20 protein-coding genes and 1 pseudogene are annotated in these 17,674 nt (G+C 68.8%); 10 read left to right on the top strand and 11 right to left on the bottom strand.

Annotation, left to right across the window (positions count from 1 at the left end; translation table 11 throughout):
- Positions 1-42 precede the first annotated feature (42 nt).
- Positions 43-477 carry an SMI1/KNR4 family protein gene (locus ACQEU8_RS20655; RefSeq protein ID WP_433103169.1) on the bottom strand — a complete coding sequence of 145 codons (435 nt, stop codon included), beginning with the start codon at positions 475-477 and terminating at the stop codon, positions 43-45.
- 71 nt (positions 478-548) lie between these two features.
- Entirely contained in the window at positions 549-1,493 is a 945-nt protein-coding gene (locus ACQEU8_RS20650) for a LysR substrate-binding domain-containing protein (protein ID WP_433103167.1), read from the bottom strand.
- Positions 1,494-1,573: 80 nt separating this feature from the next.
- Between ACQEU8_RS20650 and ACQEU8_RS20645 the strand changes: the two genes are divergently transcribed.
- Entirely contained in the window at positions 1,574-2,488 is a 915-nt protein-coding gene (locus ACQEU8_RS20645) for a serine/threonine dehydratase (protein WP_433103165.1), read from the top strand.
- A 194-nt stretch (positions 2,489-2,682) separates the two neighbouring features.
- Here ACQEU8_RS20645 and ACQEU8_RS20640 read toward each other — a convergent pair whose 3' ends face one another.
- Both ACQEU8_RS20640 and ACQEU8_RS20635 read right to left on the bottom strand, forming a co-directional pair.
- Positions 2,683-2,871, bottom strand: coding sequence for a hypothetical protein (locus ACQEU8_RS20640; protein WP_433103163.1), 189 nt, complete (start codon positions 2,869-2,871; stop codon positions 2,683-2,685).
- A 685-nt stretch (positions 2,872-3,556) separates the two neighbouring features.
- Complete coding sequence (locus ACQEU8_RS20635; RefSeq protein WP_433108609.1) at positions 3,557-3,919, bottom strand: PaaI family thioesterase; 363 nt, start codon at positions 3,917-3,919, stop codon at positions 3,557-3,559.
- A 208-nt stretch (positions 3,920-4,127) separates the two neighbouring features.
- Here ACQEU8_RS20635 and ACQEU8_RS20630 point away from each other — a divergent pair, with 208 nt between their 5' ends.
- On the top strand, positions 4,128-4,253 hold the full coding sequence (locus ACQEU8_RS20630) for a hypothetical protein (protein WP_433103161.1): 126 nt from the start codon (positions 4,128-4,130) through the stop codon (positions 4,251-4,253).
- A gap of 376 nt (positions 4,254-4,629) precedes the next feature.
- Here ACQEU8_RS20630 and ACQEU8_RS20625 read toward each other — a convergent pair whose 3' ends face one another.
- A complete protein-coding gene (locus ACQEU8_RS20625; protein ID WP_433103159.1) occupies positions 4,630-5,214 on the bottom strand; it encodes a hemerythrin domain-containing protein in 585 nt (194 codons plus the stop codon).
- 274 nt (positions 5,215-5,488) lie between these two features.
- Here ACQEU8_RS20625 and ACQEU8_RS20620 point away from each other — a divergent pair.
- Both ACQEU8_RS20620 and ACQEU8_RS20615 read left to right on the top strand, forming a co-directional pair.
- Positions 5,489-5,787: pseudogene (locus ACQEU8_RS20620) on the top strand (hypothetical protein); the annotation flags it as partial.
- A 355-nt stretch (positions 5,788-6,142) separates the two neighbouring features.
- Complete coding sequence (locus ACQEU8_RS20615) at positions 6,143-6,622, top strand: GNAT family N-acetyltransferase (RefSeq protein WP_433103157.1); 480 nt, start codon at positions 6,143-6,145, stop codon at positions 6,620-6,622.
- 398 nt (positions 6,623-7,020) lie between these two features.
- On the opposite strand, the gene ACQEU8_RS20610 is transcribed toward ACQEU8_RS20615, so the two are convergent.
- From ACQEU8_RS20610 to ACQEU8_RS20585, 6 genes are all read right to left on the bottom strand, one after another.
- Positions 7,021-7,398, bottom strand: a complete 378-nt coding sequence (locus ACQEU8_RS20610; protein ID WP_433103155.1) for a hypothetical protein — start codon at positions 7,396-7,398, stop codon at positions 7,021-7,023.
- Positions 7,399-7,659: 261 nt separating this feature from the next.
- Positions 7,660-8,010 (bottom strand): hypothetical protein, encoded by a 351-nt coding sequence (locus tag ACQEU8_RS20605; RefSeq protein WP_433103153.1) that lies wholly within the window; start codon positions 8,008-8,010, stop codon positions 7,660-7,662.
- A 24-nt stretch (positions 8,011-8,034) separates the two neighbouring features.
- Positions 8,035-8,205: a dihydrofolate reductase family protein gene (locus tag ACQEU8_RS20600; protein ID WP_433103151.1), complete on the bottom strand. Its 171-nt coding sequence runs from the start codon at positions 8,203-8,205 to the stop codon at positions 8,035-8,037.
- A gap of 188 nt (positions 8,206-8,393) precedes the next feature.
- Entirely contained in the window at positions 8,394-9,623 is a 1,230-nt protein-coding gene (locus ACQEU8_RS20595; protein ID WP_433103149.1) for an acyl-CoA dehydrogenase, read from the bottom strand.
- A gap of 216 nt (positions 9,624-9,839) precedes the next feature.
- The gene (locus ACQEU8_RS20590; RefSeq protein WP_433103147.1) at positions 9,840-10,760 is read right to left on the bottom strand and encodes a sulfite exporter TauE/SafE family protein; all 921 of its coding nucleotides are present in this window, start codon (positions 10,758-10,760) and stop codon (positions 9,840-9,842) included.
- A 199-nt stretch (positions 10,761-10,959) separates the two neighbouring features.
- Positions 10,960-11,418, bottom strand: a complete 459-nt coding sequence (locus tag ACQEU8_RS20585; protein ID WP_433103145.1) for an RrF2 family transcriptional regulator — start codon at positions 11,416-11,418, stop codon at positions 10,960-10,962.
- 197 nt (positions 11,419-11,615) lie between these two features.
- Between ACQEU8_RS20585 and ACQEU8_RS20580 the strand changes: the two genes are divergently transcribed.
- The 6 genes from ACQEU8_RS20580 (at position 11,616) to ACQEU8_RS20555 (ending at position 17,610) form a co-directional block, all read left to right on the top strand.
- The gene (locus ACQEU8_RS20580) at positions 11,616-11,696 is read left to right on the top strand and encodes a putative leader peptide (RefSeq protein ID WP_425088005.1); all 81 of its coding nucleotides are present in this window, start codon (positions 11,616-11,618) and stop codon (positions 11,694-11,696) included.
- A gap of 315 nt (positions 11,697-12,011) precedes the next feature.
- The gene (ssuE, locus tag ACQEU8_RS20575) at positions 12,012-12,569 is read left to right on the top strand and encodes an NADPH-dependent FMN reductase (RefSeq protein WP_433103143.1); all 558 of its coding nucleotides are present in this window, start codon (positions 12,012-12,014) and stop codon (positions 12,567-12,569) included.
- A gap of 298 nt (positions 12,570-12,867) precedes the next feature.
- The gene (locus ACQEU8_RS20570) at positions 12,868-13,437 is read left to right on the top strand and encodes a helix-turn-helix domain-containing protein (RefSeq protein WP_433103141.1); all 570 of its coding nucleotides are present in this window, start codon (positions 12,868-12,870) and stop codon (positions 13,435-13,437) included.
- 177 nt (positions 13,438-13,614) lie between these two features.
- The gene (locus ACQEU8_RS20565) at positions 13,615-15,087 is read left to right on the top strand and encodes an NAD(P)/FAD-dependent oxidoreductase (RefSeq protein WP_433103139.1); all 1,473 of its coding nucleotides are present in this window, start codon (positions 13,615-13,617) and stop codon (positions 15,085-15,087) included.
- Between the two features lie 69 nt (positions 15,088-15,156).
- On the top strand, positions 15,157-16,641 hold the full coding sequence (locus tag ACQEU8_RS20560) for a peptide MFS transporter (RefSeq protein ID WP_433103137.1): 1,485 nt from the start codon (positions 15,157-15,159) through the stop codon (positions 16,639-16,641).
- Positions 16,642-16,674: 33 nt separating this feature from the next.
- Positions 16,675-17,610, top strand: a complete 936-nt coding sequence (locus tag ACQEU8_RS20555) for a MerR family transcriptional regulator (RefSeq protein ID WP_433103135.1) — start codon at positions 16,675-16,677, stop codon at positions 17,608-17,610.
- Positions 17,611-17,674 lie beyond the last annotated feature (64 nt).

The following is a 17,674-nucleotide window of genomic DNA, read 5'->3' as shown; positions in this document are numbered from 1 at the left end:
CGCCCCCGGACTCCTCACTGTGGCCCCAGCCCGAGCTGGAGCCTACCGAAACCAGTCGTCCCCCTCGGCCGCGAGGGACCGGCGGAGGTAGGTCTGGAGGTCGGGGGCGGCCCAACGGCGGCTGTCGTCCTCGTGCTCCCATACGAAGATGTCGGCTCGCGGGGGCCTCCGGACGAAGGCGAACTGATCGCCGCCGCCGTTGTCACCGAAGAAGAGAAGCGCTTCGAACGGCATGTACAGCTCGGCAAACGAGCTGTCCGACCAGAAGCGGAGGTTGTCCTCGACGATCCGCTCCAGTGGCCAGACCGTCTCCACTCCGTAGCGCCCCACGATGCCGTCGGTCTCCCGCAACAGACTCCCGAGCTCCGGCGGCAGCGAGCAGCCCAGCCGGTGCTCCGCGGCAGTCACCCGCGCGGCGTCGGCCGGTGCCCCGAACTCGGCCTCAGGGAAAGCCTGGCCTGCGATTTCTCTCCACATACGGCCAGCCTAGAGCGCCCCGTGACAGCAGCGAGGCCAGCTGCATCCCGACCGGTGAAGTCCCGTACGGCTCACAGCTGTTCGGGCGGCGAGTCGTGGCTGATGGCGTCCGCGGCGGTGTGCAGGAAGGCCGTGAGTTCCTGCACAAGCGCAGTCGGTCGCCGACGGTGCACGATGCTGATCTCACGGGCCGGGGCGGGCCCGCGGAGACTGTGGACCGAGATGCGGGAGCGGTCGGCAGTGGTGAGCATGCTCGCGGGAACGAGCGCGATTCCCATACCGGCGCCGACGAGCGCCAGGGTGACGTGGTAGTCGGCGGACTCGTAGGCGACGTGCGGCGCGATACCGGTCTTGCGGGCGAGAGTGTCCAGACACGTCCTGTTCGGAATGCCTGGTGCGCCGGAGATCCACGTCTCCTTCCCGAGCCGGCTGAGGCTGATGCTGCGACGTCCCGCGCCGCCGGCGAGCCGGTGGTCGGCGGGCAGGACCAGTCGAAGCGGATCGTCGAGCAGCGGCTGCCGGACGAGACCGGGGTGGGGTGTCGGTCCGACGCCGGGGTAGCGGTGGGTGATCAGCATGTCGAGGTCGCCCGATGTCACCAGGCCATATCCCTCGGGCGGTTCCATGTCGACGAGCGACAGTTCGGCCCGAGGATGTCGGCGTTGCAGCGCCGCCAGCGCGGCCGGCACGAGCACTTGCGCTGCGGTGGCGAAGGAGCCCAGGCTCAGACGCTGCGGCTGGACCCCCATCGCGGCGTCGACTGCCGCGCGGGCTTCCCGGAGCTCGCCGAGCACGCGCTCCCCGTGCTCCGCCAGGACCGTGCCGACCTGCGTCAGCGTGACACCGCTCGGGCGACGCTCCAGCAGTCGGGCACCGAGCTCCGTCTCCAGTTTGGAGATCTGCTGTGAGAGCGCGGAGGGCGTGAATGCCAGATTGCGTGCGGCCTCGGCGATCGACTTGGCGTGTGCCACCTCCACCAGGACCCGCAGCCGGTTGATGTCCAGCTCTCGCACCATGGAGTCATCGTAAGCTGCGCTAACGGGAGCTTATTGATCGTTGCTTGTGCTAATGGGCTGGCAGGCGAAGCATGGACGCCATGAAGAGCTTCCCCCCGCTGCCCTCGGTGGCCGATGTCCGTGCGGCTGCCGAGAGAATCCGTCCGCACGCCCGCCGTACCCCGCTGCTCGATCTGGAGCTCGACAATCGCCGTGTCCTGCTGAAGCTGGAGTACCTCCAGCGCAGCGGCTCGTTCAAACTGCGCGGCGCGCTCAACGCGATGCTCTCCGGTCCGCTGGACAACCACATCGTGGCCGCGTCCGGCGGCAACCACGGTCTGGCCGTCGCAACGGCCGCGTCACTGCTGGGAGTGACCGCGACGATCTATGTACCCGAGACGGTTCCGGCGGCGAAGGCCCGCCGTATCGAGGCCGCCGGTGCACGGCTTGTCCGGTACGGTGCCACCTTCGCCGAGGCTGCCTCGGAAGCATCGGTTGTCGCGACGCGGCCCGGACACCGGTTCCTGCACCCCTATGACGATCCAGCCGTTGTGGCGGGGCAGGGAACGGTGGCGGCTGAAATCGTGGCCGACGCACCCGAAGTCGACGCCATCGCGGCGACTGTCGGTGGCGGCGGGCTGGCGGCCGGTACGGCACTCACGATCGGTGAGCGTCGCATCGTCGCCGTCGAACCGGAGCACTGCCGCTGCCTGCACGACGCCCTCGCTGCGAGCAAGCCGGTGGACTCGGCAGTGAACTCCGTCGCCGCCTCCGCGACAGGCGCGAGCCGGGTCGGTGAGGTCCCATTCGCCGTCCTGTCCGCACACGACGTCTCGCCCGTGCTGGTCACCGACGAGGAGATACTGCGGGCCCGCGACCGGCTGTGGGAGGAGTGCCGGATCGCCGTCGAACCGGCTGCCGCCGCCCCGTTCGCCGCCTGGCTGACCGGCCGGGTCCCCGGAGACCTGCCGTGCCTGATCCTCTGCGGCGCGAACGCTGACTGGGCCGCTGGGTGAGGGACTCGCCGCGACGGCCGAGTGGAACGGGGAACTCGCGGCGCCCGCGCGCTGGAAGGTCGGACGGTCCGGACTGTTCCGAACGGTTCGGATCGATTTCCGACTACGGATTGATCTCCGAATCGGATCGATTTCCGCCTCCGGCCTGTCGCCCGTGCCGGCCGAGACCGGTGGCCCGGCCGGCACGGGGGGCGTCAGGCGGACCTGGGGTGGCGGAGTCGGCGGGCGATCTCGCGCCAGACGCTGCGCCGGTCCTCGGGTGTGCCCGGTTCGGGTTCGGTCGGCTCTTCGGGTGTACGAGGTTCGGGCGGGGCAGGGGCTGTGGTGCGGGCGGCTTCGGCGCGCGCCAGCGCGGCGATCGCCCGGAAGGGATCGTTAGGCATGGTTCTCCTGCGGCAGATGTGAGGAACCTGGGCGGAGCCGCCCGGAGACGCGGTAGACGCGTGTTTCCGGGCAGGCGGGCCCTGTCAGCAGCGCAGGATCTGCCGTTGGGCCACCCGTGGGTGACAGTCGACAGCGGTGCCGGGAGCCGGGTCTGTGGGAGCGGCCGCGCGGGGCGGCGAACCGTTCATGACCGGGGAGTCGACCGCAGGCAGGGGAGTGTGGCACAGCGACCGGTGGGCGGCCGTCGCCACGGGGCACACTTGGGCGGAGGAGGGGTCGTGACCCGGATGCTGGTCCCGGGTCGGAGCGTCCACGGCCACTTGGGGACAAGGAATTGCGGCGGGGGCCGCGAGGGTGGCCCGGCCGTTGACGCATTCCTGCTCCTCGGCGGCAACGTCGGAGCCGAGAGAGAACAAGGTGAGCAGCAGCGCGAGTACAGCCGCCAGGGTCGCGGTGGCCGCGCGCAAGCGGGCCGACAAGCGAATACGGGCCATGAGCGGCCGGACACGGACCATGGGCGGGGCTCGAAGGAGCATTCGTGCACGCCTCCCGCCATCCCGGTCGTACCTTCTCTGGCCATGCTCGATGGGATCGGGACGGAAGGGGGCGGCGGTCACTCGTACGAGAGCCGCGTTTCACCCGTGTTGGCTAAGCTTGTGGTGCAATGTCTGGGGTTGGAGCACTTCACCCCAGGCAGATCAAGGTCTGCTGGCCGGTCGCGACGAGCTTGCTCCGGCCGTCCTGAACGCCGAACACCTCCAGCCGGCATACGGTCAGCGTCCGACCGGATTTCAGGACCGTTCCCACAGCCTTGAGATGATCGCCGACCGCGGGCGAGAGAAGGTTGACCTTGTACTCCACCGTCAGCACCGAGGTGTCCTCGGGGAAAAGCGTGAAGGCCGCGTAGCCTCCCGCACTGTCCGCGATGGCGCTGGTGGCACCGGCGTGGAAGTAGCCGTCCTGCTGGGTCACTTCGGGACGGCTGGGCAGGACGATGTGTACGCGTCCCGGTCCTATGTGGGCTATGCGGGCACCGAGATGGTCCATCAGCCCTTGCCGGTCGAAACTCTTCTGAATGCGCGCCTGGATTTCGGGGCTGGCCTGTTCCAGCTCGGCCTGCTCTTCCACATGCCCTCCTCGGGCGATCGTCGTGCCTGGTGGTTTCCGGCGGACGGGGAGTCGGCCTGCGCCTGGCCTGTACGGGGATATGGCGCTGGGGCGTCCGGCTCTGCTGCGCCGTCCGACGGGATGAGCAGTGCGCCGTGCCCAGCGCCTGGTCGGCATCGACGAGTTCGGGGGACAGGGCGAGTGCCTCGGCGGCATCGAGCACCTGCGCCTCGCCCCCGGCCTGTCGGGCTCGCTCTCCGAGAGCCCTCGGTAGGCGGCGACGCTGTCCTGGGTCGGCACCGTCACCCGGGCGTGCCCCAACCGGGTGAGGTGGTACGCGACCGACGCCCCCACTGCACCGGCACCGACGATCAGGATCTCCTCGGCAAGCCGCTTCCCCCTGCTCATGCTCAAGCCCATCTCATTGCTCGGCCACGCCGTGTCCGTCCGGCGCCTGCGGACAGAAAGAATCTTCGACCACAGGTGACAAGCGACCAAGTGGGTAGCGCACTCAGCGACAAATGGCCGGGCAAGCCAGCAGGGGCGGGCAGAACGTCCCCGGCGTCACTGCCGTTACGGCGGGAGGCGGACGAACGGCAGCTGCCCGGACGCCAACCGGGCGACGGCCCCTGCCCGCCGGGCCGTCGGTTTCAGCGGATGGAGGTCGAAGTGACCGTGTCACGTACGCGGTCGAGTAGGGCGGCGAAGGGGCCGAGAGTCCACTGGGCTGCTGTCGAACCGGCGGTGGAGGGGTGCGGCCGGGTCGGTGCGGCTCTCTCCACGGCCTGGAGACGCCGGCCCATCCTCTGCAGTTCTTCCTGGGTGCACAGGCGGGTCAGCGGGGGGAACTCCTCGCGTTCCTCCCGTTCCGCGTGCTCGTTCACCGACCGCTCGAAGTCGGCGAACATCGAGGCGAACCGCTCGCTGCCGAACTCGAGCTTCTCCAGCTCGGCGAGGACTTTATTGGCTTCCTTCTCCTCCTCGTTGCGGGTGGTGGCCTCCTGTTCGCCGCCGATCTTTTTGACGGTGGGGCGGACGATCATCTCCTCCGCCGTCTCATGGACCGCCAGCAGGGCGCGGAGCTCCAGGAAGCTGCGCTCGCGCTCGTCGGCGGGGCCGTTGCGCACCGCGTCGAACAGTTCGCGGATCCGGGCATGCTGGCTCAGCAGCACCGCTACGACGTCGTCCGACGGCAGCTGGGCGGTCTCCTCGCCGTTCTGTTGTGGCTCGTCCACAGGACACTCCTCGCTCGGGAAACGTTGGCGCATGCGAGGCAGCGATTCCCTGACCTCGGCTCCTCCGCCCCCCTCGCTCTCGGGTCCCACTCTCCCGACGCCGACCGTTCACCCGAGCAGCAGCGGCAACGCCCGGAGCAGTTCCTGTCCCTGGTCACCCGGCTCCGCACGTGATCGCCGCCCCGAAGGGGGCGCGGGGAACTGCGCGACAAGCCACAACACAGCCGCCGCCCGCGAGCGTCGGACAGGGGCACCCCCTTACCGGAACCACGGAGAGGGCCGGCCGAGACACACCGCGGCTGATCCGCACAGGGCCGCGGCAGCCGTGGACGAATTGGCTCGCCTGGGCGTGGCAGTCCTGGCGGGGGTTTCAGAGGGTCGTCGCTCGCGCCGCCGCCGGCCGGGCCGACGCTCTCGGCCTGCTGTTCCTCTGCTTGTCAGCGGCTCTCGGCGCGCTCACCGAACATCGGTGCTCCGGCCGGGCGACCCGAGTTCGCCGAATGGGCGACGTTGCTGGGCGACGAGGGCGCCGCGATCCCGTTCCTGCGCTACCTGCCCCGGGCGCCTCACCCCAGTCGGTGTAGTTGATCGAGACCCGGCGGAACCGGAGGACCGAAACTGCGTCCGGACCCGCTCGTTGATCGCGTAATCGATGCGGGCGAGCTCGGCATCGAAGGTCGGATCCGGGGACTCCTTCCAGGTCTTCGTACGCTGGACTGAGATTCCGCGGCGGGCCGGTGGTGGCCGTCGCGGCGACGAAGTCCGAGTCGTCCGCCTGCACCAGACATGCGATGGCTGGGGCGGTTCCGGCGGACGAGCAACGCGGCAAACGTTCCCCCCCCGTCACAGCACTGGGGCGTGTATCGGACGTGGCTCTTGAGTCGACGATGTAATGGTCGTGGGCGTATGCGCCCCTATACTCTGGCGGATGCAGTCCACGACGATCAGGCGTGCCGTCGCGCGGGATGCGCAGCGCCTTACCTCGCTGATCCAGCAGTCCAGTGCCTATCAGGGGCGGTACGCCTCGATCATCTCGGGATACCGGGTCACAGCGGACTACCTCGCCCGGCATCGGGTGTTCGTGGCCGTCGGCGCATCCGATCAGATACTGGGCTTCTACTCTCTCGTGCTGGAGCCGCCGGAGTTGGACTTGGCATTCGTCGCGGATGACGCGCAGGGGCTGGGCATCGGTCGGCAGCTGATCGGACACATGGTCGGTCAGGCCGGGGAGGCCGGGCTGACGAACGTGCGCGTGGTGGCCCATCCGCCGGCAGAGAAGTTCTACCGGCGTATGGGAGCAAAGCGCGTCGGGACAATTGCTCCATCGCCGCCCAAGGTTGCCTGGGAACGCCCGGAGTTGGAGTTCGCCATCCCGGTGGGGTCGCAGGCAGTCACAGCCGCGCATTGATCGCCGCGACGATGACGGTCGCCTCATAGCGGGCCGTGAGCTTGTCGTACATCATGGCCACGGCCCGGTGCCGCTCGAGACGATTGATCCCGCGCTCGACTGCGTGGTGCTCGCGGTAGTCGGTCTTGTCGAATTGCGATCGTCGGCCGCCTCGAGAGCCGCGCTTTTTGCGGTTGCGGACGTGATCGGCCTTGTTCGGGATGCTGCTGCGGATCCCGCGTTGCCGCAGGTAGGCGGGGTTCTTCCGTGAGGCCTATGCCTTGTCCGCGCGCAGGCGCTCGGGCCAACCGTCCCGCATACGCGGCTTCTCCAATGCCGGAAACGGCCCGTGCCTGCACAGCAACGGGAGACGGGAACGGGCCATCAGCTGCGCTGATGGCCCGTCACGAGTGTGGAGATCAGTGGTCGTTGAGGTACTGGTATTCCGCGGCGCCCGAGTTGTCCGAGGGCTCGTGCGAGACCACGATTCTGATTTTGTGGTTCTCCGGAAGGTTGTACCGGCCGCCGTCCGACGCGTCCCGGTAACTGCACTTACCGTCGTTCGTCTTGTCGGTGAGGCTGTACAGGAAGTCTTCGGTCGTGTAGTCGGAGACGTTCACCCACGCCTTCTTGCCGTCACTCCTGGTGTCACAGACCTTGATGTGGTCGCCGTTCTCCTCGAAGTAGGCAGCCGCGTGCTTGCCGCGGTCGTACAGCGGCCCGTGGTCCCAGTTCACCGCCTGGGCCGAGCCCGGCACCATGGCCACCGCGAACGCCCCCATGACCAGTGCGGACATTCCGCCCTGAACTATTCGCTTGCTGTGCAATTCAATTCTCCTAGCTCACGATCAAAGCCGTATGAGGCCAACGACAGATGATAGCCGCTGGGTCCGTAAGACGAGCATTTATGGAAGGCATTGCACCTCGGGGTATTTACCCTGGTATTGCGCACTTTCGTCGTCCAGTTGCTGCAGAGGCTAAGAGGGCGCTGCGGAGGCAGCCGATGCCGGACCGGACATCCCGGGGCGCCGAGTCCTGTTGTCAGCCGAGTCCTGTTGTCAGGTGAAATCGATAGCCGCTTGCCGGTCGCGGCCGTCCGCCGGTGGGGACACGGCGCCGGCTGATGGACGGCATACGGTGCGGCCGCCCGGAGTGGACCTGGCCAGGATCGTCACCCAGGTCCAGGTCGAGCCGAGGCGAAGTGACCAGCCCCGCTCCAGCAGTGTGACGGTGAGACCCGAACTCCCGAAGTTCGCGATACCACCGGGGGATTCGGCCCGGAGCCGAGCAATCTCCGCGTCCAGATCGCTGCCCTCGGTAACGCGGGTGCCCTCCCAGGGGGTCACCGGGCCGCTGCTCGTCACCACTGTCTTGGGCACGGCGTTCATGAAGGCCGTGACTTCGGGCAACCGCTCCGCGGTGGCGGGTGAGGTTCAGACTTCGGCGAAGTGTTCGTAGGTGCGCCGGCCCAGCAGCAGGGCACCCACCTCGCGGATCTGGCGCAGGTTCCAGTCGAAGAACTCATCGTCGTAGAGGCCCCAGTCCAATTCCCCACCGGGCCCCTCGTGATAGCCGTCGAGGGAGCAGAACACGAACGCGAACACCTGCTGCTGCCGGCCATGAGGCGCCGAGCAGAACTCATCGGAGTGCGTTGGCGGTTCTGCTCATGGTCGAAAGGGACTACGGCGGCCGGGACTCAGTTCTGACATGCCGTCGGCGCATTTGCCGACCCCTCGCGTCGCCGTCCGCGAATACCGACCAGTCAGTCGGCCCGCGAGGTGTCCGATGCCCGCTATGGGCGTGCTGCGTAGAGGAAGTGTTCGCCGATGGCGCGCAGTCGGGGGGCTGGTGAGCGGCGTGTCGTGAGGGTCCTGGTGTTGCGCCAGAACCGGTCCATGTCCGCCGCGTCCACGAGTTCCAGAACGCGTGCGGTGATACGCAGTGCGGACTCGCCGGCGGTGGCCTCTGCTGTGGTCACGGACATGGCGATACGGGAGCACTGCTCGGCGTCTAGTTCCTTGCCTTGCCGGACGCCTTCCGCCAGGGCGTGTGTGGCGTGTTCCACGACTGTTGCCGCCACATGGGCCGCTGCCGCGAGTTCGCCGTAGGCCTGTAGGAGGTCGGGATCCGGGCTCGTCGCGAGGGGATCGGGGTCGTGCCGCCGGCGCGATGACGCTCGTGCGTGGGACGTGATCAAGGTGGCGTCGCGCGCCTCGGCCAGGGCCCCTTCGGCGATGCCGAGCACCACGTGGGCGGTCATCATCCGGAGCGCGAGGGGAACAAGGGTCGTGATCGGCGGAGTCAGGTGCTCGTCCGCCGTAATGGAGTCGAGCACTTGGTCGGCGCTGACATGCAGGTGATCGAAGGTGAGCATGCCGGCACCTGTGAGCCGCTGGCCGAGCAAGTGGTCCACGGGGTCGATGGTGATCCCGGTGTCGGACGGATCGATCAGCATCACCAGTCGCGACTCTGCCGCACCCGCACGCCGGGCTGACAGCAGGATGCGGTCCGCCACTAGGGCACCCGGCACCATGCCGCTGCGGCCGTTGAGGCTGTAGCCGCGGTCGTCAACCGTGACGGTCAAAGCGTCGTCCGCGGCCCGGTCGGCGATCGCCCCTGGCCCGATCTCTCCGGCCAGCAGCCGGCCCTGCGGCAACGCGTGCGCATCCCGGGAAAGCCCGCGGTCGGTGGGCAGCATTAGGCGCCCGCACCAGGACAGGACGTAGTGCCGGCCCAGCAGCTCGGCGATGGAGCTGTCCGCGGCGGCGATCCGGCGGACGATGCTGAAGGCCGACGGCCATCCCAGGCCGCGACCCGTGGGCGTCGCCGGGGCGAATGCGGTGAGCAGGCCGGACTCGTGTAGGCGTGCCATTTCGTCGACAGGCGGCTTGCCTGCACGGTCGCGCTCGGGGGCGTCGACGGCGAGGTCGTCGGCCAGATCGCGGGCGACATGTTCCCAATGTTCCCAACGGTCCGCGGCAGCCTCGTGGTTGTCCGCCCGTTCCTCCTCGTCCAGGATCACGGCCGACGCCACGTGCTATGCGCGTCGCGATCCGATACGCGTCCGAGCGGCTGGACGATCCGCCCGAAGCGGTCCGGGGAACAGAGCGGCGGATAGGGAGTCGATGTCACGCGTGAGCCTCCAGAAACAAACGGGGGGTGGACACACGGCAGAGGAGCCGGCCGACGACGGGCGGCACCGTCATCGTCATCGTCACCGGTTCGGCGCGGCCGCGGCTCAGGCCGACGACGGCTGTGCTGCCTCGACGGCGGGTTCCGGCTGCGGAGCCGGGGTGCGGCGGTGCTCCCGTACGGAGTAGGCCAGCGCTGCTGCCCACACCGCGTAGATGATCGCGTAGACGGTCCACTGGACGGCGTCCCCGGCGGAGAGCCAGTCGCTGCGCAGCAGCGTGCGGACGTTGGTCAGGACGATGAGGCCGCCCACCGCGGAGCCGAGTACCCGTGGCGGTACGTGACGCACCAGCCAGGCGGCGAGGGGTGCGGCGACGAGTCCGCCGATGAGCAGGGCGATCACCCATCCCGCGTTGACGCCCTCAGAGCCGAGTCCGTAGAGGAACCCGAGGCCGGCGGCGACCGCGACCAGCGTTTCGCTGGTGTCGATCGAGCCGATGACCTTACGCGGCTCCATCCGGCCGCTGGCGAGAATCGCCGGTGTGCCCACGGGTCCCCAGCCGCCCCCGCCGGTCGCGTCCATGAAGCCGGCCACCAGACCCAGCGGGGTCAGGAACCGCTTGCGCAGCGGCTTGCCCAGGTGGCCGGTGGGCAGCCCCTGGAAAGTGAACCGTCCCAGCACGTACAGGCCGAGGGCCAGCAGCAGGAGGGACATCAACGGTTCGGCTGTCTCGGTGGACAGTTTGGACAGGAAGGTGGCACCGGCGAAGGCTCCGAGGGCGCCGGGGATGCCGATCTTGGCGACCACGCCCCAGTCGACGTTGCCGAAGCGCCAGTGTGCGGCCCCCGAGGCCAGGGTGGTGCCGATCTCGGCGAGATGAACGGTGGCGGATGCCGCGGCCGGGTTCGTACCCGCGGCCAGTAGGAGAGTGGTGGAGGTGACGCCGTAGGCCATGCCCAGGCTGCCGTCCACCAGTTGGGCACCGAGCCCGGCCAAGGCCAGCAGTACCAGCGTGCGCACAGCCACCTCACAGATCCCTAGGTTTCCTACCGGAGTAATAGGAATACTGGGTGGAGAGAGGTGGGCACCACAAGTGCCTGTCCATCATGCGGACTTCAGTGGCCAGTCCTCGGGCAAGCGGTGGCGATGAGTCTGCGAGTGGTGGCGCCCGTCTCGGATGACGGACCGTCGGCCGGAACGGCGGAACGCCGGAACGCCGGAAGGATTACGGATTGGTCCAGGCGGCCGGGGACTCGGTGAGCAGCGACACCTCGCTGGGGAGACGGCCCGAGACGACGTCCGCGAGGGAGACGCCATCGAGAATCCGCCGGACATTGACCCGCAGCGCGATCCACAGCGGCAGCAGCGACTCGGCCGGTCCGCTGTACGACAGCTCCGGGGGACGTACGCCGCGCACCGAGACCAGCGGCCCGTCGACGACCCGGATGATGTCGGCGATGCTGATGTCCGCAGCCGGTTTCGCCAGGCGGTAGCCGCCGTTGATGCCCCGCTGGCTGGTGACGAGCCCGCCGCGGCGCATGTCGTTGAGAATGCCCTCGAGGAACTTGTGCGGGATGTCCTGCGCCTCGGCGATGGCTTCCGCCTTCAACGGTTCGCCTGCGGTGGCCCCTGCAAGCTGGAGTGCTGCGCGCACCGCATAGTCCGCCTTGGCCGAGATCCGCATGCCGCCATTATGCCCCGGCGCAGGTGAGACCCCGGACCGGCCGGGGGAGGCGGGGCGGCCCTGCTCGGGGCGGGCCCTGCTCGGATGGTGGTGGCTGGTACGAGCGGAATTCCCGCGCTGAGACGCCGCGTCCGAGATATGAAACCGCCTGCGGGTTTTCTTGACCGGCTGAACATCCCACTGGTTGGATCAAGGGCATGAAGCGACAGGACCTCACGCGGCGACGCCACGTCGATCTCGCCCGTGTCTCCAGCGCCTTCTGTCGCTGCCGGGGCTGAGCACAGCCGGGGAAACCTCTCGACGCACCCCCTCCGTCTGCCGGCCGCGCTCCCACCAGCCGGCGCTTGCGCCGCGTCGCGTCGCGTCGTGCGGACAGCGCTCATCTCGGTTCCATAGGTCATGAATTCCGGTCCGGTTGCTGATCGTTGCCGCTTCGGTGGCTCTTCGGGAATCACTGCTGCCGCGGGCTTTCCGCGCGATCGCCGAGGGCTTCCCAGTGCCGCCGCGCGTTTCCGGCTGCTTCATCCCCCGCCGACATGTCCCCACCGGCGAACGCCCCCCGAGCTCGCCGGATACTCATGAAAGGTCTCCGCATGGCCACCGTCCTGTCCGTGTCCGGCAGTCCCTCCGCCGCCTCCCGTACTGCCCGGCTCCTGCGTGACATCGACGCCCGGCTCGTCTCTCAGGGGCACGACGTGGTCTCGCTGGACGTACGCACTCTCCCGCCCGAGGCATTGCTGCACGCCGACTTCGGCCACCCGGCAATCGCCGAGGTGATCTCGCTGTTCGACCAGGCCGACGGCGTCGTGGTCGGCACTCCGGTCTACAAGGCCGCCTACTCGGGACTGCTCAAAGCGCTGCTCGACCTGCTCCCGCAGTACGCCCTGACGGGCAAGACCGTCCTCCCCCTCGCCACCGGCGGCACCACCGCGCACGTCCTGGCCATCGACTACGCGCTGCGCCCCGTGCTGAGCTCCATGGGACCGGCCCACATCACGCCCGGCTGGTTCGTACTCGACAAGGACATTGCGGTGGGCGACGACGGCACGCTGACCGTCGCACCGGGCTCGGCCGAGGCCCTGGCCCACGTCACGGATCAGTTCTCCGCTGCGTTGGGTACGCCTGCGGCGCTGTTGGCGGCCACCGGGTGAACGGGGGACTGCGTCGCCGCTGCCGGCCATTGAGGTCGCCGGGCACCTGGCGGCCTTTCGTGTAGGGCCACGGACCTTTCAGGCGGAGATCGCATTGTTTCGGTGAAGGGGTCCCACTGTCCGATGCTTGCGGGCTGCGGGTCCTCCCCCGAGCTCTTCGAGCAGGGAGGTACCCCCATGGCTGGTCGCGCAGTTCCCCGCGCCCCTTCGGGGCGCGTCCCCCATGCCGCCAGTAAAGTTTTCTGTACTGGTGCCAAAACTATTGTGGCGGCAGTCAAACTCGGTTAGCTTCTGCGCCGTGAGTACAGACACTGCCTCGGCCCGGACGCCGGGTGAACGCCTGCGCCGTCGCCGACGGGCGCTGCAGTTGACCCTCAGCGACGTTGCGGCCCGGGCCGAAGTCACCGAGGGGCATCTCTCCTCGATCGAACGCGGCCGGTCGAACGCGAGTGTGTCGACCCTCCAGCGGATCTGCGCGGTGCTCCGGCTCAATGTCGGTGACCTCTTCGCCCAGACCGAATCCTCGGCGCAGCCGGTGCTGCGTTTCCGTGACGCCAAGGGCGTGGCGTTCGGCGAGGGCGCCTCGAAGATCAAGCTGACACCAGCACACTTCGATCACCTCGAACTCCTCCTCGGCCACTTCGAACCGGGCGGATCGACGGGCGTCGAGCCCTACACCCACGGTGATTCCGAAGAGGTCCTCCTCGTCATCGAAGGCGATGTCGAGGTCACGATCGACGGCGACACCCACACCCTGTCGACCTTCGACTCGATTCACTACCGCAGCAGCCAACCGCATCGCGTCGCCGAGAGCACGGGCACAGCCGAGGCCCGCGTCCTGTGGGCGATGTCCCCTCCGACCTACTGATCGTCCCTGCCGCCGAGGCGCCGACGCCTCCGGCGAGTACGACGTCATCGTCCGGCTCGGCACCGACCGAATCGTCCGGCTCGGCACCGACCGAAGCGTTCGGCACGGCTCCGACCGCGCCACCGCCGCCTGTACGACCGGGACGCCGGGAGTCCGCAACCGTCGAGGAAACATGTCATGAGCACGTACCGCAATGGTGAGATCTCGCACTGGATGCAGGATTCCGTCCACCCGGACCTTGCCGAGGAGACCCCGGCCGCGCAGGCCGCGAGCGCCGCTCCGGGCGCCGCTCCGGCCGCCCCGCTGCCGGTCGAGAGTCAGGATCTCGTCATCGTCGGCGGCGGGCTCACCGGACTGTGGGCGGCCTACTACGCCTCGCTGGAGCACCCCGACTGGGCGATCAGCGTCCTCGAGGCCAAGGAGGTGGGCTACGGCGCGAGCGGGCGCAACGGAGGCTGGCTCTCGACTCTCATTCCTGGCAACCGCGCCGTCTACGCCAAGTCCGTCGACGCGGCTGGAGGCGACGGTCTCGAGGCTGTCCGCACCTTCCAGCAGGCCATGTTCACCACGATCGACGACACCCTGGCCGTGCTCGACACCGAGGGAATCGACGCACATCAGACACAGGGCGGCAACCTCAAGGTCGCCCAGACACCGGCCGGTATGGAACGCATCCGCGCGACCTACCAGGGCGACCTCAAATACGGTTACTCGACCGACGACGTCCGGCTGCTCACCGCCGCCGAGGCGCGGGCCCGCGTCAACGTCGAAGGCGCGGTCGGCGGCATCCTCTACGAGCGCACGACCGTGGTCGATCCCGCACTGCTCACCCGCGGACTCGCCCGGGTCGTCGCCGCCCGCGGCGTGCGGATCTGCGAGGGCACGCGGGTCAGCCACATCGGCGCGGGTTCCGTGGTGACGAACCGCGGCCCGGTGCGCGGCACGACGATCCTGTCCTGCCTCGAAGCCTATTCGGGAACGATCACCGGGAACGCGCCCGGCCTCGGCGCGCGCCAGGTGATCCCGGTGAACTCGTCGATCATCGTCACCGAGCAGCTGTCGGAGGAGACCTGGGCCCGCATCGGCTGGGAGGGCCGGGAGTGCCTCAGCGACGCCGCCCACACCTTCATCTACGCCCAGCGCACCGCCGACGGCCGGATCGCGATCGGCGGACGCGGCTCCCCGTACGCCTACAACTCCGGCACGCCGGGCAGCGGCGCTGTCGACAAGCGGACCGTCGCACAACTGCGGCACAAGCTCGAAGTCCTCTTCCCCGGGCTCGACATGCCGATCGCCCATGCCTGGCGCGGAGTCATCGGCGTCACCCGCGACTGGTGCGCCGGGATCTACTTCGATACCGGCACCCGCATCGGCGTCGCCCGCGGCTATGCCGGGCACGGGGTGACGGCCACCCAGCTGGCGGCCCGCACGCTCCTCGACCGAGCCGAGGGCAGGACGACCATGCGCACCGAACTGCCCTGGAACGACCACGACTCAGGGCTCTGGGAGCCGGAACCGGTCCGCTGGCTCGGCGTCCACGCGATGTACCGGCTCTTCGAGGTCGCCGACGGCTGGGAGCAGTCCCGCCGCGCCGAACGGACCTCGCTGATCGCCCGCTTCGGCTCCCGACTGGCCGGACTCCACGAATAGGAGAGCGCGACCGCGCCTCCCGGACCGCGTCACCCCGAGACGTCAGCACACACTGCGAGGTACCACACCATGACACTGACACCACCGCGGCTCGACGTCCCGACCGAGAACCGTGCCGTGCCCCGCTCCCTCTGGAGCATGGCGTTCACGGAACTCTGGGAGCGCTTCTCCTTCTACGGTCTGCAGGGCATCCTGTCCTTCTATCTCCTCTACTCGCTCGACAAGGGCGGCCTCGACCTCGGACCTGCCGCGTCGTCGGGGATCGTCGGGGCCTATGGCGGCGCCGTCTACCTTGCCCAGCTGGTCGGTGCCTGGATCGGCGACCGGCTCGTCAGCCCGAAGTACGTGGTGCTGTGGGGCGGGATCATCATCGCCTGCGGTCATGTCACGCTCGCGGCACTGTCCGGGCTGACCGGCCTCGGCGTCGGCCTCGTCCTCATCATCCTCGGCACGGGTGCCCTCAAGACGAACATCACCTCGATCGTGGGGTTCATGCTCGACGGCCACACCGACGCCAAGCGCGACGCCGGTTTCTCCTACTTCTACATGGCGATCAACATCGGCGCCGTCGTCGGACCGCTGACCACCGGCTTCGCGCAGAACCAGTGGGGTTTCCACTACGGATTCGGACTCGCCGCGATCGGCATGTTCGCCGCCCTCGTCCAGTACGGACTCTCCATGAAGAAGCTCCCCGAGCGGGCGGGGCAGGTGAACAACCCGCTGCCCGCGGGCAAGCTCCTCGCCCCGATCGGGTACGCGGTCATCGCGATCGCCGTCATCGCGACGTGCTCGCTGACCGGGTGGCTCCGGGCGGGAAACATGTCGAGCGTCGTCACGATCGCCGCGCTCGTCGCCGCGGCCGGGTACTTCGCCGTCATCCTCTCCTCGAAGAAGGTGACGAGCGACGAGAAGCGGCGGGTGAGCGCCTACCTTCCGCTGTTCCTGCTCTCCGGGATCTACTTCGGCTTCCTCTTCCAGAAGTTCACGGCGATCTCGATCCTCATCACCGACCGGGTCGACCTCGAGATCGGCGACTGGACGTTCCCCGTCGCCTGGATCACGGCGCTCAGCCCGCTCTCGGCCGTCCTCATCACACCGCTCGTCGCACGTCTGTGGGGCCGCCTCGGACCGCGTCAGCCCAAACCCGTCGCGAAGTTCGCGATCGGGCTCATCCAGATCGGCCTCGCGTACTTCTACCTCCTCGTCGTATCGACCGTGACGGGGAACGCGACGATTCCGCTGCTTCTCATCCTCCTGTTCATGGTGCTCGCCGGGTCGTCCGAGGTCTACGTCGGACCGATCGGACTGGCGCTGGCAACGAAGATCGGGCCGGCGAAGTTCACCTCACAGATGGTCGGGCTGAACTTCCTCACCCTGGCACTCGGGTCGTCGCTGTCCGGCCTGCTCGGACAGCTCTTCGCCGAGATCTCGAGCACCGCGTACTTCACGATCGTCGCGGCGTCCGCGGCCGTTCTCGGCGGCGTGCTGCTGCTCGCGCGGAAGCCGTTGAACCGGTGGCTGTATGCGGGGTTGGGTGCGAACGGGCGGGCTTGAGTCTCCCGCCGGGGGAGACATGAGGGTGGGGCCATGGACGACGCCAGTCTCTGTTCGATCGGTGAACTGGCCCGGCGCACCGGGCTGACAGTCAAGACCATCCGCTTCTACTCCGACCGCGGCATCGTGGCGCCGACCGACCGCACCCCGGCCGGCTACCGGCGATACGGCCCGGACGCGGTGGCCCGACTGGCCTTGGTGCGGACGCTGCGAGAGCTGGGTCTCGGTCTGGAACCGATCCGGCAGGTGCTCGACCGGGAGCAGACGCTCGGCGAAGTCGCCACGCGGCATGCCGCCGCGCTGGAGCTGCAGATCGGGATCCTGCGCCTGCAGCGCGCGGTACTGACGGCTGTGGCCAGGCGCAGCCCCAGCCCTGAGGAGATGGAACACATGCACAGACTCGCCCAGCTCTCCCGAGCCGAACGTCAGCGGTTGACCGACGACTTCCTCGACACCGTCTTCACCGGCCTCGACGGCGGTGCCGGGTACGCGGGGGCCCGGCGTTCCATGACGCCCGAGCTGCCCGACGACCCCACGGAAGAGCAGGTCGAGGCATGGGTGGAGCTGGCGGAACTGTCCCTGGACCCGGACTTCCGTGCCAGTGTGCGGCGCGGGGTCGAGAACCATACGGCGGACCGCTCCGCCGGCGGCGCCACGCGGCCGCTTCCGGACGTTTTCGCCGTCGTCCGTGACCATGCGACAGCAGCCGTCACGTCCGGGATCTCCCCGGAGTCGCCCCGAGCCGATTCCGTCGTCACGGCGCTCACCGCACAGTGCGCGCGTACTCTCGGCCGCCCCGCCGACGACGAGTTGCGGCAGTGGCTGCTGCACCGTTTGGAAGCGGCGAACGATCCGCGCAGGGACCGCTACTTCCAACTGCTCGCCGTGATCAACGGCTGGCCGCCTCCGGAAGGTCTGACGCCTGCGGTCGACTGGTCCGTCGCCGCGCTGCGCGTTCGAGCGGCGTGACCGGACGGACGCTGCCGGCCGTATGCGGCCTGCCAGTGCGGTCTGTCGTGCTGTGCGTTCGCGG

The sequence above is a fragment of the Streptomyces sp. CA-250714 genome, assembly GCF_050936705.1.
Lineage (GTDB): Bacteria > Actinomycetota > Actinomycetes > Streptomycetales > Streptomycetaceae > Streptomyces.
Note: the sequence above shows the minus strand (reverse complement) of the source record. Positions and strands in the feature narration are given on the sequence as shown.